This is a genomic window from Heyndrickxia camelliae (assembly GCF_002844575.1).
Taxonomy (GTDB): Bacteria; Bacillota; Bacilli; order Bacillales; family Bacillaceae_C; genus Margalitia; species Margalitia camelliae.
In genome coordinates this window covers 96,928-112,174 of record NZ_PIQO01000005.1, presented here as the reverse complement: position 1 = coordinate 112,174, position 15,247 = coordinate 96,928, and the positions used below count along the sequence as shown (strand labels likewise).

Genomic DNA, 15,247 nt, shown 5'->3' with positions numbered 1-15,247 from the left:
GTGAAATCACCCTGGTATCTCACGGCATTTTGTCACCTCTTCAACTTGAATTTTAGTACCGTTACCGTGTCTAAAAAAGAAAAAGCAAATCCTAATTGATCTAGGAAATGCTTTTTATCCTTTTTACAAAATAAAGCTAACAATAATTGCTGATAAAACACTTACTAATGTTGCGCCGAATAGAAGCTTTAATCCAAATCTTGCAACAACATTTCCTTGCTTTTCACTTAAGCCTTTTACTGCCCCAGCAATGATTCCGATAGAGGAGAAGTTCGCAAAGGACACTAGAAAGACAGAAATGATTCCAATTGATCTCGGACTAAGACTTGCTTGTATTTTGGTTAAATCCATCATGGCTACAAATTCATTCGTTACAAGTTTTGTTGCCATAATCCCACCTGCTTTTACCGCTTCTGAAGCAGGAATTCCCATCAAAAATGCAAACGGTGCAAAGATATATCCAAGTATTTGCTGGAATGAGACTCCAAAAATTAAATCAAATACATTATCAATAGCCGCCATTAAAGCTACGAAACCAATAAGCATTGCACCAACAATAATTGCTACTTTAAATCCATCTAAAATATATTCGCCAAGCATTTCGAAAAAGCTTTGTTTTTCTTCCTGTATTTCCAATATATCTTCCTTACTATCCACAGTATATGGATTGATAATAGAGGAAATAATGAAGCCTCCAAATAAATTAACTACTAATGCCGTTACAACATATTTCGGTTCTATCATCGTCATATATGCCCCAACAATAGACATAGATACCGTTGACATCGCAGAAGCACATAACGTATATAGACGATGGGATGGTAAATGATGTAATTGTTTTTTAACAGTAATAAAAACCTCTGACTGTCCAACCATTGCAGACGCTACCGCATTATAAGATTCTAATTTTCCCATGCCATTTACTTTACTAAGTAATAACCCAATACCCTTCATAATAAATGGAAGGATTTTTAAATATTGAAAAATACCAATTAATACGGAAATAAATACAATTGGAAGTAATACATTTAAGAAAAAAGGAGCTTCTCCCTTATTAGTTAACCCGCCAAATACAAACATTACCCCTGCATTTGCATATTCGAGTAATTTGCTGAAAACCTCTGATATTCCTTTAATAATAAGTAAACCAAATTTTGTATTTAATAGTATATAGGATAATGCCAATTGCAAGACGATCATAATAATAATAGGCTTATATTTAACCTTTTTCTTATTATTACTTACGAGAAATGCAAGACCAAGAACGACTAAAATACCGAGTATAGAAATTAAATATTTCATTATGCTTTCTCCCTAAGTTGTAAGTTTTTTAACAAAAATGGATACGTTTACAAAAAATATAAAACTATTAATTAGTAAAGGTTAAAGCCGTTACCCGGCTAAATCCTTACTAGAAAAAAAGCCAGGTAATAGCTCCTCAATGGATGTTTCCACTATGTCACCGTTGAGATTTGCTAGAATAATTTTCGTATTCTCATCACAAAATTCGGCTAGAACTTGCCGACAAGCACCGCAAGGAGATATTGGTCCATCTGTATCACCTATGATAGCGATTGCTTTTAGTTGGTTCTCCCCTTCGGATACTGCTTTAAAGATTGCTGTTCTTTCCGCACAATTTGTTAGTCCATATGAGGCATTTTCAATATTGCAGCCTAAGTACAGCTTATCACTTTTTGTTAGTAAAGCTGCTCCAACTTGAAAAGAAGAATATGGAACATATGCTTTCTTCCTTGCTTCCATTGCTTGTTCAACGAGCCATTTTACATCCATTTTTTACATCCCCCTGTCATGATTATCATTATTAATAAGAAGAGGTAGAGGTTTGACCGTTTACAATCGCAACCCCAGAGCTTGCACCAATGCGTGTTGCACCTGCTTTAATCATTTTTTCAGCATCCTCTAAGCTTCTTACGCCACCGGAAGCTTTAACACCAATTTTTGGTCCAACTGTCTTTCTCATCAATGCAACATCCTCTGCAGTTGCACCTCCTGTTGAGAAACCAGTAGAAGTCTTCACAAAATCCGCACCAGCTTTAACCGATAACTGACAAGCGATTTCCTTTTCTTCATCTGTTAAAAGGCACGTTTCAATAATAACTTTTGTTAAGGCTTTTCCTTTTGCTGCTTCTACAACTGCTTGGATGTCTTTTTCAACCATTTCGTATTGCTTGTCCTTTAAAGCTCCAATATTAATAACCATATCAATCTCTGTGGCACCATTTTCAATCGCATTTTTTGCCTCGAAAGCCTTTACTTCAGATGTAGTAGCCCCAAGTGGAAAACCGATAACCGTACACACTTTAACCGGTGTATCTTTTAATATTTCAGCAGCGGTTTTCACCCATGTAGGATTTACGCAAACCGACGCAAAAGAATATTCTTTTGCTTCTTCCGCTAGTTTTTGAACTTCCGCTTTTGTGGCATTTGCTTTTAATAATGTATGATCGATCATTTGTGCTAAGGAATGATTCATTTTTTATATCCTCTTTTCTATTAATCTCTTATATGAAAGAAATGAAATGATGTATTTTACTCATTATCATTTACTATACAAACCATTTCTATTTGATAGCATCTTGAAAACCTTTACACAAATAATATATCAGCATATAGAACAAATGTAAATATTCATTTGAACAAATGTAAGATTTAAAATTTTCCAGATGAGCATAAAAAAGGCCTCCCAGATTAAGAGCGGAAAGCAATAATTCCTGATAACCCCTTATTGGGATAGCCTTTTTATTAATACATTATTCATCTTTCTCTAGCAGAAACTTTGCAGTTAATTGATCTACAATAACGACATTAGCGTATCCCGCCTTGAGTGCTCCATAAATCCCTTCGATTTTTTGAGGTCCCCCCGCTACAAGTATAGAATATTCCTTTTGCTTTAAATAATGTAATTCGATTCCCAACGTTCTGCTATTTAAATGTTCATTCAAAATATTACCATCTTGGTCAAAAAAACGTGAACAAATATCTCCTACAGCTTGAGAACGTATCATGCGCATATCCTCATCAGAAAAATACCCTAGCTGAAAGAGCAGTGACTCTGACTTTGTTGGACCAATTGTAAATACAGCTATGTTAGCAGCTTTCCCCATATCAAGTACTTTCTTAATATGCCGATCGGCTTCCATTGCCTGCTTTACGACAATATGATCCACAATAGCCGGAAGCGGCAAATGGATGGGATTTGTATTAAACGCTTTCCCGAAAAGATATAAAATCTCAGAGGAGTATGTGTTTGTTTCTGAGTGACTTACTCCTCCTTTCAATTGAACAACTTTGACATCTTTTACAAACTTCTGCTTCAATGCAATCGCAGTATGATATAAAGTGGTCCCCCATGTAACCCCTATAATATCTCCATCTTTTACAATATCGTGCAAGTACATTGCCGCTTTTTCACCAATATAGTTTTTTATAATACTGTCTTCAAATTGAGGGACAGAAGCAACGATTGCCTTTTTTAAATTGAACTTTTTTTCAAGTTGTTTTGATAATTGTTCAGAATCTTCCATCGGATCTGTAATTTTTATTTGGACAATCCCTTCATTTTTCGCTATTTGCAATAATCGCGATACCGTCGGCCTTGATACTCCTAACTTATCAGCAATTTGATTCTGATTGTAATCTAATAAATAATACAGCCTGGCAGCCTCAATAACCTTTTTCAATTTTTCTGATTCCACTCTTTCCTCCCCCTTTGTACGTCTTTATTTTAACAAATCATCTCAATAGATTGAACGTTTGTAAATAGCCATTCATTACCATACTAAAATATTTAGATTCATTTTCTGCAAATCTCTTAATTTTTCTCTTGATTATTTTTGAAAAACTGTTATATTAGTAATCAATTACTTTATTGCATAAAAGCTTAAAAGCGTCTAAGTGTAAAAGTTAATATTTTATCCAAATCACGAACCTTAGTAATTCTCTTATTAGCAGCAAGAAGAGACTGGATGGTTGCTGTAAATCCAGGCGATAAGAAGGATGAAATACATCGTGTGCAGTTTTGGAATGTAAAAGAGTGAATGAGTGACATCATTAACTAGGGTGGTACCGCGGAGAGTCTCCGTCCCTACTTTGGGACAAGAGGCTCTCTTTTTATTTTTAATACATCACAGGAGGTAATCAACATATGAATCAAGTGAAGAAAGTATACACCCCCACTCTCATAGAGGCACTTATTCTTACCATTTTAATTATCGGGATGATTAGTGTCAGCATTATTAGATTTTCGGCAGCACCACATATTCCGATATTATTATCCATTTTCCTATTAATCATTTTTGGATTTATTAAAAAGGTTCCGTTTAAGATTTTAGAGGATGGCATGGTAAAAGGAGCACAATCAGGATTGGCGGCTATTTTCCTATTTTTCTTAATCGGACTATTGATTGCGACATGGATGATCAGTGGAACAATTCCAACTCTTGTTTACTCAGGTTTTCAAATTGCAACAGTCCATTTCTTCTACGCCATCGTCTTTGTTGTTACGGCTATTGTCGGGATTGCAATTGGGAGTTCTTTAACGACCTCCGCCACTCTTGGCGTTGCCTTCATCGGTATTGCGTCTGCACTTGACGCTTCCTTAGCCATTACGGCTGGTGCGGTTGTATCTGGGGCCTTTTTCGGAGATAAAATGTCCCCTTTATCAGACACCGCAAACCTTGCATCCACTATCATGAAGGTAGATTTATTTGAGCATATTCGCAATATGGCCTGGACCACCGTACCAGCATTTATTATTAGCTTTATTGTGTATGCGCTGCTGTCTCCAAGTGTAACAAATGCAAATTTAAATAAACTAGAAAGTTTTCAGGACGGATTGAGAGCTACCCATTTAGTACATTGGTATAGCCTGCTTCCCGTTATCATTCTTGCAATCTTTGCATATAAGAAAGTTTCTGCTTTTATAACGTTGGCGTTTAATTCTCTATTTGCCATGATTCTTTCTTTTTTTCACTTCCATACAACTGGGAAGGAATTGTTCCAAATTATCCTTAACGGCTATGTCTCCTCGACCGGAAACAAAGCCATAGACAGCCTCCTTACTAGAGGCGGATTAAATAGTATGATGTTTACCGTATCCTTGGTTATATTAGCTTTAAGCATGGGTGGTCTCACATTTACATTGGGAATTATTCCAGTATTACTGCGATCAATCGATAAAGCATTGAACAAAGTTGGTACAGTTATTATGACAGCCGCTTTTACCGCTATCGGGGTGAATATTTTCATTGGTGAGCAATATTTGTCGATTATTCTTCCTGGCGAAACATTTCAACCATCATTTGCCCGACTTGGTCTCGCAAATAAGAATCTTGGGAGAGTAGTGGAAGATGCTGGAACAGTTGTGAATCCGCTCGTACCGTGGAGTGTTTGTGGAGTATTTTTAACGAATGTTCTTGGAGTTAATACTTTACACTACTTGCCATTCGCCTTTTTCTGCTTATTATCCCCTATTTTAACGATACTTTTTGGTTTTACAGGCAAGACATTAACTTATAATAAAGTAAACAAAATGAGTGCTTAAAAAACGAAGCTGATTACAAGAAAGAACACTGTCTCTTGCAATCAGCTTCTTATTACTTTTTATCCCTTCTATATAAATCCATCGTTTTATACCCCTCGCCTAAAACCTTCTCCATTTCCAATAAGCGTTTTTCTTGTGTTTCTTTGCGTTTTGCACTGTACACATATCGTGCCCAATCCTTTTGATATCCAGGGGTTAATTGATTATAGGCATTTAGTATTTCTTCTTTTGACTGTAAATATTGCCTAATATCTTCTACATTTGCAATATAATCGTCGACACATTGGCTGTTTGCACTTGTTAACTTTTTCGTTTTCCTAGGTGCTGATTTGAGACCCACAACCGTAAACACATCATTTAAACTTACCATTCTCGAAAATTTCAAATTACCTCCAGGTACATATCCATCCTCATCTAGATTAATTTCTTGTAAAAAACGGTCTCGGTCAATGTATTCCTTGTATTGTGGATTATTCTTTTTTGGATACGCAAAGAATAAATAACCATTGTTCTTAACTATTTGTTTTTCGGTTATGAACTGTAAGTTTTGGAGGAATTCCTCTATCGTAAAAATGAACTGGAAAACGAGATCATATTGCTCCTGCTTCATCATCGTATCATATTCCAATTCATTGAAATCCTTTATGTCTTCAGGCTTGTTCAAAATCAGCTTTGTAGGATATTTTGTTAAATTTAGTTTTTCAATCACTGTTTTGGGTGCACTCATGGTTTATTCAATTCCCCTTCTATATTTATTTGTTAAATTTAGTTTATCATTTTCTTAATCAATAAACTTTTTTTGAATCTGTCTTTTGTATTGGAGTACACCAATGCGAATAGCCTATTAGGATGGAGTAGAATGTATATAACACAACAATATAGAAAAACACCCTTTATAAAAGAAAAAATGTTTGGAGTAAGTCCCAAACAGATTTATTGAATAGTGTGTTGTGGTGCTACTTCTTTCCGGTTGCCTTTTTTAATTAGCAAAAATAAGAACAGTGCTCCAATATCACATACAGCAATAACAATTGCCATTGGCAATGCAGTGTGGCTGCCGCCAATTCCAACAAGTGGCGCTGCGATTGATCCGAAAATAAACGGCAAGAGTCCAAGTAAAGCCGATGCACTTCCTGCTGCATTACTTTGATTTTGCATTGCTAAGGAAAAGGAAGTAGTACCTACTATCCCTACGCAAGAAACTACTATGAATAGAGAAGGGATTACAGCAATTAAACCTCCTCCTGTCAGGATGACTAACAGGAAAATAGCCCCGCCAACAGCAGCTAAACTTATCCCAAAGATAAATAACTTCAGCTCAGAAATTTTTCCTGCAAGCCTCCCCGTGACTTGCGAAGCGATAATAATCCCAATCCCATTTATCGCAAAAATAACACTGAATACTTGAGGAGAAACCCCATAGATCTCCTGCAGCACGAACGGAGAACCGGAAATATACGCGAACATCGCGGCGGAAACAAATCCTTGTGAAAAGGCAAAACTCATAAAGTCACGATCTTTCAATAAGCGAAGGTAAGCGGAGAAAGTGTGGGAGAGATTCCCTTTTGCTCGCCTTTCGATTGGCAATGTTTCCTTTAATCCAAATACAACCGTAGTCCACATAAGTATTCCGATAAAGAATAATACGATAAATACTCCGCGCCAAGAAACGAAATGAAGAATTTGCCCCCCAACAATCGGTGCCAAAATTGGTGCTGCGCCATTCACAAGCATTAATAGCGCAAAAAATTTGGTTAGCTCGGTTCCGGAAAACATATCCCGCACAGATGCCCGAGCAATGACAATGCCAGCAGCACCAGATGCCCCCTGGATAAAACGCAAAATAATAAGCATCCAGATAGAGGAACTCACCGCACATAACAGGGACGCAATGGCATAAAGAATGAGGGTCATTAGCAATGGTTTTCTCCTTCCCTTGACATCGCTTAGCGGGCCAATAAAAAGCTGTCCTGCTGCCATCCCAATAAGACAGGCTGTCAGGCTCAACTGTGCAACGGAGGCACTAGTTTGAAGTTGTTTTGTTAAGGTTGGCAGTGCGGGTAAATACATATCAATCGATAATGGACCAAAAGCGGTAAGCGATCCTAATATAAGCGCTAATTTTAGCCGCCTTAAATTCGTCTGCCCTTTTATTTCTAGTATGTCATGATTATTTTTCATCGAGCTAATACATCCTTCTTTTCTTTAAGTAAAAATATCAAGTAGCACATGTACACGCATCTTTTAGGTTGCCACTTCATTTATTTTATTTTTGATAATTCCATCTATTCCCTTAATTCTAATATATCTCTCTTATAAAAAGCAAAAAAAAGAATCCAATGTACGGATCCAGTTAGATAGCTTGAATACCTAATGATAAACTAAAGCGTATTGTTATGTGAAGAACAGGAATAACCTCTTCTTGTGTCCGACGATTACTCTCCTGCCCCTTTATCGTTTTATGACAGCGATTCTTCCTTATCCTTCATTCACCAAATTTTATGGCCTCGTTTCTAAATAGACGATCATATTTCTCATATTTATCCCATTGCTTTAAGTGCTTGGCAAAGCATTTGGCTTTATAAAATTTATGATATGAATTTACTTCACCCTCGATTTTTTTAAAAGCATGTTCAATATTGGAATACCTTTCCAACCATGGCACACCAGTTAATAGAAAGGTATTTTTAATATCGTCCATTATCTCTTCCATATTTTTTCCGTCCGAACAAAACCACCAAGTATTATCTTTTTGCCATTTTTGACTGCATAATTCCATTTGTAACTGACACTCATCATACGTTGGAAATTTTTCTCTTCGGTTGTTCTCATTCCAGATGGGAGGAATAAAGTTAAAATATATTCCAACCATAGCATTTAAAGATTGAGCTGACCAACCTGATAAGTCAGAAATATAATTTCCAACATGATCTAAATTCAATACCCAAATACATTCTTTATGGAGGGCATAATAATTACGGCAATTCATGCTAATAAATCCGTATTCTCGTAATATAGGTAATAGAATCCGTTTAATCTTTCTATCCACTTTATTGCGAATCATCATATTTTTCCCTCCCTGATTTGGTTTTTTTAGTTTAAACGGCCATTATTAAATTCTAATAACGGCTGTTTATCATTAATCTATTTCCATGTCATAAAAATCTAAAGATAACCTATTCCATTTTTTGTATTTTTCTACATTTACAATATTACCTTGGAATAATTTTTTACTTGTTTTTACATCATATACATTTAAAACGCCTGCAGTTTTACCTTGTAAATAAGGTATGCACAAGTATAGCTTTTCATTTTTAATGGCATAAATCGACGTATCGGCATTCTGTCTGTTTATACTAAACTCATTTTCTACGCGTTGATTGATGAAATTATAGGCTGTAAGTTTTAATTCATTTGGATTCATTGTAACAAAATAGATAACATCTCCATGAAAAGATACCAGCTCTTCTATGTTTATTGTTTTTGGCAGTTTAATGAGTTCTTTTTTGGAAGTTTCGGTGTTGTAAGCAATTAACTCTCTATTAAGAATCTGGTCTCTACCTCTGCTCGTAGTTTTCATTAAAGAAATATTATATAATACATATTTACTTGGATCTGAGATGTTTGTATCTTGTAGATTTTGAATATTAATATAAGTATTTTTTTGTAGCCTTTGATTCGAAACCCCTGGTTGGATTGTTTCATCTTTTACAAGTTTTTGATTAGTAATGTCAACCGTATATACATGTATTTCATTGAAGTCATTTTCTTTAGATGCTACGGTATTTTGGGTAGCTATTTTCAATTGCTTTCCCACAAGTTGGACATCATCCACCGTAACATAATGATTTTGTTTTGAAAGAGGAATATGAATTTTCGTATTCTTTTTATCTTTTTTCTTCAGCAAGGAAATTTCAAGATATGGATTTTTAGTACTTCCGCTCCAGTTAGAGGAGGTGTCCGCATAAATAAGCCAAACTTTATCCTGATAAAAGGAATTTTCCTCCATCTTTCCTCGCATAAAATTCTTATACTGTTTCCTTAACTCTTTCATTCTCTTTGTACCATTATTGAATCTATCTAAAAATGAAACTTCACTGCTATAAACTGTTCCATTCCATGATAAATTAAAGTTTTCATGACCATTCCCTAAACCATAACCTCCAGTGATTTGAAGGGTTCTGATTTCTTTTGCGTCTCCGCTTTCCTTTTCTATTTTAAAATGTGGAAATGGACTCGCTGACACTGCTGAATAAATATAGAAAGTGCTGAGAGTTAAAAGTAAAACTGCTACTATAACAATCGAACTAATATACCGTTTCATATTACCCTCCTAAACTGTTACCTTATTCTTTAGTAAATAGCCGCTTACGGACAAGGAACCAAATAATACAATCAAAGCAGTAATGATGGACAAACCAAGTACTTCAATCGGATAAAAAATTCTATTTTTTAATACTATTCCTGCTACTATAAATGGAGAAAATAAAACAACGGCTGCTACAGCACAATAAACAATCCCCAGAATAATCCCTTTCAGACGATAGCTTCTTTCAAATAATATTCCTGTAAAAATAATGAAGATGCTGACAAGTCCCGCACCGTAATAAATAACAAAATTGAAAAAAGAATGAGGAATGATCAAACTCATATATTCATTTGATCCAAGTAACGCTCTTATCCCCAAGTCATATTTTAATTCGCTAGGTACAATCCCTTTAAATAAGGCATTCTCAAATGGGAGTATGATGAGTTGAAAGGCAATTAGCCCTAGTACATATAAAAATATCGCTGCAGCTTTGGATAAAAAAAGATTGATTCTAGAAGTTGGGAGCATAAGCAAGCGAAAAATAAAGGTGTTTTTCCCAAACCAATCCCGATACCAAATCAAGAAAATATACAAACCAAGCACCACTGCACAGATAGCTATTGGACCCATAAACCATAATGATTTTGAAACAATTTCAAAACTCGCATACCCATTTTCCTTTACAAATTGTGCCGGAGTCATCGACATCTCTGCCATCATCTTATTTGCTCTGTGTGTAAATGAAAATGATGTTACAATAACACCAGCAAATTGCAGCACGAAGGTAATAAGTAATAGGACAAAGAAAAATTTTCGAAAACGATTCATTTCAAAGTTTACTAGCTTTAAAAACTTATTCATGGCTGATACACCTCTCTCATGACATCCACAACTGATTTCCCTTCGGTTAGCCTAATTTCCTCTGTATGGAATTCTTTTAAAACCGTTCCGTTATCCATTAGTACAACCTTATCTATTAAATGCTCAATATCATTAATCTCATGGGTAGTAATAAGAACCCCTCTGTCTTCCACAAGACGGCTCGTGAATACCTCAGCAATTTGCTCTCTACTAAAAATATCAATTCCAGAAAATGGCTCATCCATTAAAATATAATCCACATCTAAACAAAGACCTAATAACAAATTCACTTTCGCAACATTTCCTTTTGACAATTCAGAAACTTGGTCACCTTTATCTAATTTAAAAAAAGTCAATAATTCATCTGCTCTAGTTTGATTCCAGCTATGATAGAAGTCATTCATAAATACCATTGCCTCATGAATGGTCATCTTGGGCGGAACAGTTATTGCATCAGGAATGAACGTTATTTTGTCATAGCTGTTTTTATTTAATTTTTCCCCGTCGATAAGAATACTCCCGCTTTGGATAGGTGTAAGACCCAAAATGGCCTTCAATGTCGTCGTCTTCCCTACACCGTTTATACCAATTAGACTAGTAATTTCACCTTTATTTACCGTAAAAGAAACACCATTTAGCACTTTTTTACGTCCAAATCTTTTCGTCACATTTTGTAATTCAATCACTCTATTTCCTCCCTTCCAATGTTGGCTGACTGGTATTTTTCTTTTACAATGTGCAGCAATTCGTCCACTGGAACATTGATTGGTCTTATCGATTGAATGAATGAATCCACAGCTTCCATGATGAGCTCTGAACGAACCTTATTTAATATCGACTCATCGCTTGTAATTCGACTTGGAAAGTTTTTTTCAGTATGAATCAACCCTTGCTCCTCCATTTCTTTATAGGCTCTTTGCGCGGTATTCGGATTAATTTTCAACATGGATGCAAGCTCTCTTCTCGAAGGAATTTCTTGACCGCTCTCGAGCATACCAATGGCAATCTGTTCCTTGAAATACCGAACAACCTGTACATACACAGGATCACGATTATTAAAGTTAATCTTCATAGAAACAACTCCTGTTTAGTGTGTGTATTATATAGTTCATACACTAAAGGTAAAACAAACTATGTATTACATGATTAATACACCTTTTGTGTGTATTATATGGTTCATACACATGCGTGTCAACCACTTTTTAACAATTACGTTTTTATTTGTTGAAAAGATACACACTATGTAATCTATAATAGCGTATAGAATTACTACTCTTATATCCCCCAAAAAAAGAATCCAGAGTAAGAAACTCTGAATTCTTTCATAAATAAACCTTAAGAAATAATCATAATTATAGTTAATACACCGTACCGGAATGAGAGCTATAAAAACGCTTATCCTGTTTTATCAATGTGTAGAGATTGGAAGATGCAGGACTATAGAGGAAATTATGAATGCCAATGAAGGTTTTCATGAGATCATAGTCCAGGCGAGTAATAACCCTGTCATGATTGATATTGTAGACTGTATGCAATCCATCATCTATCTTTTTAGACATACCGTTGTATATTACAATCGGCCGTTCTTAATTGACGAACTTGAAAACATTTATAAGGCAATTAAAGAAAGGGACGGAGAAAAAACGGAAAGTCTTATGAAAGAACATTTACAGTCCGACTTAGACTTTTGCATCCACTTATTTGGTGACGGTGAAAACAGATAGAATATGCAAAATAAGAAAAATTAGCATGAAGATGTGTATTTCATGCTAATTTTTTTGATTTTTTACTTCCAATCTAAACTTGTTTATTTCTTACTAAGCACCTTTTAATGTTACTGCAGCTTCTTTTAGGCAGCTTTGTAAAATTTTTAGATTTGCCTTTTCATTTTTAAGAATAATGGTTTGATAGTCCGGCAGTATGGCTTGGAGAGGAGACAGCTTTTCTTCTCCGCAAATGTCCACCCCCTCTACTTTTTTAAACTGAAGGATAGACGTTAAGTAGTGGATTAACATATCGACTGTCATCACACCTTGATCCCAGTTTGTTTGAACCTCGTTTGTATTTAAGACATCTTTATCAATACTTATATATACGTTATCGGTTGGAATAGCAGATAGAATAGCTGTTGTTGAATAGGTTTGTTTATCCTTGAATGAATATACAGATATACGCGGGTTATGAATACTCGCCGCTTGCTGGACAGTGGGACCAATAATGACGACTTTTTTCAAGAGTGGGTTGTTGGAAAGAGCATAAGAGACCCACGATCCACAAGAGAGCAGACGATCTCCTTGGTGCTGGCTAAGGTCAGGGTGATTATCGAATAACACTAAAGTAAATGGTTTTTTCATTTCTTTTAATAATAAATAAGTAACATAATGATAGTTTCCACTACCAATAAACGTAATTCCTCTTCGCTGTCTTTTTTGCAAAAAGCTATACAGCCTGGTGATAGAATCTTCTTCACAATACAGATTAACATGTTTTAATTGCTGAACATTAATGTTTTCATGTGGAAATTGTTGAAGTTTTTGCTGTGTAAAATACGTTTCGTCAAAGTTCATGATGGTTATTTCTTTATTTAATAATCCCATCATCTTTCATCTCCTATTTTTTGATCATAAGAGATTGGATTTAACACGAGCATTTTTTAAGAGAGTAATATTGAAGTTGAGGTGAAGTCAGCGCTGCATGTCATCCAATCTCGCAAAATCTCAGAAATGGCAAAAATGCTGCTGAAATGAACTTTTATCTATATTATAAGATTTTAGGTGTATAAGGTAAAAAGATTTGCATATGGGATGAAGGGTCAGGTCCCATATTTTGATACTATAATAGTAGTACTTTTATAAGAGGTGATGGAAATGGATTGGGCAACTTTTGAAAAGAGAGTGTATGAACGAATGGAGTTGGAGCATATTCCAGGGCTGGCCATTGCAGTCAGTAAGAATGGTAAGATTCTATATGAAAAAGGATATGGGGTACAAGATTTGGAAACACAGGAGTTAGTCAATACGAATACTATTTTTGGCATCGCTTCTGTTACGAAATCTTTTACTGCACTTGCGATTTCCATTTTAGAAGCGGAAGGAAAACTTTCCATAGAGGATCCGGTTACGAAATACTTGCCTGAATTCAGCATACCTACGATAACAGAGATGGATTCTATTAAAATTCACCATTTGTTAACCCATTCTACCGGTTTGGCACCGTTAAAACGGAGAGAGGAATTAAACAAGCTTGAAGAGCATTTGGATTACTTGGCTGGGGATGACCACGATATATTGGGTAGTCCTGGAGAATATTTTAGCTATTGTAATGATACCTTTCTATTACTTGGCGCTATTATTGAAAACGTTACCGGATGCTTATTCAGGCGTTTTGTTACGGAACGAATACTCACCCCATTGAAAATGTACCGCTCCACTTTTAGCCTGGAAGAATTAGCTAAAATGGACAATGTTTCTACTCCATATGTTTTTACAGATGGCCACTATCAAAAGCAGCCCTGGCCACCTCTGGGGAACTATGAGGTTGGCGGCGGTATCCGTTCGACAGTTCATGATTTACTGAAATATGGATTCATATATATTAATCAGAAGCAAGATATCCTTCCAACGGGATATATTGAAAAGATGTGGAAACCCGTTATTCAATATGCTACGAATTCCTATTACGGCTATGCTTTAGAGGTGACCCCTCATTATCATGGCGTTACCTTAGTGGAACATGGCGGCGGTCAACCTGGTGTTTCATCTAATTTTGGTTTTGTTCCGGAGGAGGGGCTTGTTGCAGTAGTTTTAACAAATGTGTCCGGCGCTCCGGCCAGGGATATTTGGTTGGAAGCAGTAAATACAGCCCTTGGGATTACCCTTGAGGAGAAAAGAAGTGTGGAACCTATTGCAGAAAATGTTTCGGCAGAAGAATTGATGTCTTATGTTGGAACGTACCAATCCAAAGAAGGTTCACATTTAGAAATTCGTTTGGAGGATCATCGTTTGTACGCAATAGTAGAAAATGATAAATGGCCATTGGAAGTTGGAGAAAATCAAACCCTTGTTAGTGAGAATGGCAGAGTTATTCGATTTTATTTTAATAAACAAAATAAATCATGGGCAGCCTTTTTCGGAATGAGGATGTTATTGAAGACAGAGTAATGGCGGTGGGATGAGCCAGTTTTTAGCCTGGCTCTTTATTATAGCTTTTAAAAAGGTTTCTTCCTGTTTAGCCCCGGGTTTTTTCCTTACTTCTTTTTGGGCACCTATCTCCCTCTTTGGTGACAGGGTGCACCATTCCAATCTATTTCTCGTTCAAGCACCTATCTGCTGATAGCTTTCTCGTTTTCCCCTGTTATACATGGCTGGCATCAACTCATATCTCCCCTGTGATAATAAGATTCTCATTTGCCAGTGATTGAGCCTCTCCTACCTTTCCATTGTTGGCGATTCTTGTATGTAGTCAATTTTTTATAGGAGGCGTATAATCTTTTTGTATGTAAAAAATGAAGGAGG

At 35.8% G+C, this 15,247-nt stretch carries 14 protein-coding genes and 1 pseudogene; 3 read left to right on the top strand and 12 right to left on the bottom strand.

Annotated features, from left to right (window positions below; translation table 11 throughout):
- Window positions 1-123: 123 nt before the first annotated feature.
- The 4 genes from CWO92_RS09135 to deoR all read right to left on the bottom strand — a co-directional run bounded on the left by CWO92_RS09135 (window position 124) and on the right by deoR (window position 3,716).
- Entirely contained in the window at window positions 124-1,302 is a 1,179-nt protein-coding gene (locus tag CWO92_RS09135) for a NupC/NupG family nucleoside CNT transporter (RefSeq protein ID WP_101353902.1), read from the bottom strand.
- A gap of 90 nt (window positions 1,303-1,392) precedes the next feature.
- Complete coding sequence (locus CWO92_RS09130; protein ID WP_101353901.1) at window positions 1,393-1,791, bottom strand: cytidine deaminase; 399 nt, start codon at window positions 1,789-1,791, stop codon at window positions 1,393-1,395.
- A 31-nt stretch (window positions 1,792-1,822) separates the two neighbouring features.
- On the bottom strand, window positions 1,823-2,494 hold the full coding sequence (gene deoC, locus CWO92_RS09125) for a deoxyribose-phosphate aldolase (protein ID WP_101353900.1): 672 nt from the start codon (window positions 2,492-2,494) through the stop codon (window positions 1,823-1,825).
- A gap of 277 nt (window positions 2,495-2,771) precedes the next feature.
- Entirely contained in the window at window positions 2,772-3,716 is a 945-nt protein-coding gene (gene deoR / locus CWO92_RS09120) for a DNA-binding transcriptional repressor DeoR (RefSeq protein ID WP_101353899.1), read from the bottom strand.
- Window positions 3,717-4,165: 449 nt separating this feature from the next.
- On the opposite strand from deoR, the gene nhaC reads away from it, so the two are divergent.
- On the top strand, window positions 4,166-5,563 hold the full coding sequence (gene nhaC / locus CWO92_RS09115; RefSeq protein ID WP_101353898.1) for a Na+/H+ antiporter NhaC: 1,398 nt from the start codon (window positions 4,166-4,168) through the stop codon (window positions 5,561-5,563).
- Between the two features lie 52 nt (window positions 5,564-5,615).
- On the opposite strand, the gene CWO92_RS09110 is transcribed toward nhaC, so the two are convergent.
- From CWO92_RS09110 to CWO92_RS09080, 7 genes are all read right to left on the bottom strand, one after another.
- Window positions 5,616-6,290, bottom strand: coding sequence for a YdeI/OmpD-associated family protein (locus CWO92_RS09110; RefSeq protein ID WP_101353897.1), 675 nt, complete (start codon window positions 6,288-6,290; stop codon window positions 5,616-5,618).
- Window positions 6,291-6,496: 206 nt separating this feature from the next.
- The gene (locus CWO92_RS09105; protein ID WP_101353896.1) at window positions 6,497-7,744 is read right to left on the bottom strand and encodes a multidrug effflux MFS transporter; all 1,248 of its coding nucleotides are present in this window, start codon (window positions 7,742-7,744) and stop codon (window positions 6,497-6,499) included.
- 304 nt (window positions 7,745-8,048) lie between these two features.
- Window positions 8,049-8,630, bottom strand: a complete 582-nt coding sequence (locus CWO92_RS09100) for a hypothetical protein (RefSeq protein ID WP_101353895.1) — start codon at window positions 8,628-8,630, stop codon at window positions 8,049-8,051.
- A 72-nt stretch (window positions 8,631-8,702) separates the two neighbouring features.
- On the bottom strand, window positions 8,703-9,887 hold the full coding sequence (locus tag CWO92_RS09095) for a hypothetical protein (protein ID WP_101353894.1): 1,185 nt from the start codon (window positions 9,885-9,887) through the stop codon (window positions 8,703-8,705).
- Window positions 9,888-9,896: 9 nt separating this feature from the next.
- On the bottom strand, window positions 9,897-10,733 hold the full coding sequence (locus tag CWO92_RS09090; RefSeq protein ID WP_101353893.1) for a hypothetical protein: 837 nt from the start codon (window positions 10,731-10,733) through the stop codon (window positions 9,897-9,899).
- A complete protein-coding gene (locus CWO92_RS09085; RefSeq protein ID WP_101353892.1) occupies window positions 10,730-11,419 on the bottom strand; it encodes an ABC transporter ATP-binding protein in 690 nt (229 codons plus the stop codon). The genes CWO92_RS09090 and CWO92_RS09085 overlap by 4 nt, the downstream gene beginning before the upstream one ends.
- Window positions 11,416-11,805, bottom strand: coding sequence for a GntR family transcriptional regulator (locus CWO92_RS09080; RefSeq protein WP_101353891.1), 390 nt, complete (start codon window positions 11,803-11,805; stop codon window positions 11,416-11,418). Before CWO92_RS09080 ends, CWO92_RS09085 begins: the two co-directional genes overlap by 4 nt.
- A 337-nt stretch (window positions 11,806-12,142) precedes the next feature.
- On the opposite strand from CWO92_RS09080, the pseudogene CWO92_RS09075 reads away from it, so the two are divergent.
- Window positions 12,143-12,457 (top strand): annotated as a pseudogene (locus tag CWO92_RS09075) (FCD domain-containing protein); the annotation flags it as partial.
- 93 nt (window positions 12,458-12,550) lie between these two features.
- On the opposite strand, the gene CWO92_RS09070 reads toward CWO92_RS09075, so the two are convergent.
- The gene (locus CWO92_RS09070) at window positions 12,551-13,333 is read right to left on the bottom strand and encodes an arginase family protein (RefSeq protein WP_321207762.1); all 783 of its coding nucleotides are present in this window, start codon (window positions 13,331-13,333) and stop codon (window positions 12,551-12,553) included.
- 267 nt (window positions 13,334-13,600) lie between these two features.
- On the opposite strand from CWO92_RS09070, the gene CWO92_RS09065 reads away from it, so the two are divergent.
- Window positions 13,601-14,893: a serine hydrolase domain-containing protein gene (locus CWO92_RS09065; protein ID WP_101353889.1), complete on the top strand. Its 1,293-nt coding sequence runs from the start codon at window positions 13,601-13,603 to the stop codon at window positions 14,891-14,893.
- Window positions 14,894-15,247 lie beyond the last annotated feature (354 nt).

Excerpts from the sequence above, each read along its gene's own strand:
- CWO92_RS09110 (WP_101353897.1), bottom strand. The coding sequence starts at position 6,290 with ATGAGTGCACCCAAAACAGTGATTGAAAAACTAAATTTAACAAAATAT.
- deoC (WP_101353900.1), bottom strand. The coding sequence starts at position 2,494 with ATGAATCATTCCTTAGCACAAATGATCGATCATACATTATTAAAAGCA.
- CWO92_RS09135 (WP_101353902.1), bottom strand. The coding sequence starts at position 1,302 with ATGAAATATTTAATTTCTATACTCGGTATTTTAGTCGTTCTTGGTCTT.
- CWO92_RS09070 (WP_321207762.1), bottom strand. The coding sequence starts at position 13,333 with ATGATGGGATTATTAAATAAAGAAATAACCATCATGAACTTTGACGAA.
- CWO92_RS09090 (WP_101353893.1), bottom strand. The coding sequence starts at position 10,733 with ATGAATAAGTTTTTAAAGCTAGTAAACTTTGAAATGAATCGTTTTCGA.
- CWO92_RS09130 (WP_101353901.1), bottom strand. The coding sequence starts at position 1,791 with ATGGATGTAAAATGGCTCGTTGAACAAGCAATGGAAGCAAGGAAGAAA.
- CWO92_RS09065 (WP_101353889.1), top strand. The coding sequence starts at position 13,601 with ATGGATTGGGCAACTTTTGAAAAGAGAGTGTATGAACGAATGGAGTTG.
- CWO92_RS09095 (WP_101353894.1), bottom strand. The coding sequence starts at position 9,887 with ATGAAACGGTATATTAGTTCGATTGTTATAGTAGCAGTTTTACTTTTA.
- nhaC (WP_101353898.1), top strand. The coding sequence starts at position 4,166 with ATGAATCAAGTGAAGAAAGTATACACCCCCACTCTCATAGAGGCACTT.
- CWO92_RS09100 (WP_101353895.1), bottom strand. The coding sequence starts at position 8,630 with ATGATGATTCGCAATAAAGTGGATAGAAAGATTAAACGGATTCTATTA.
- CWO92_RS09105 (WP_101353896.1), bottom strand. The coding sequence starts at position 7,744 with ATGAAAAATAATCATGACATACTAGAAATAAAAGGGCAGACGAATTTA.
- CWO92_RS09080 (WP_101353891.1), bottom strand. The coding sequence starts at position 11,805 with ATGAAGATTAACTTTAATAATCGTGATCCTGTGTATGTACAGGTTGTT.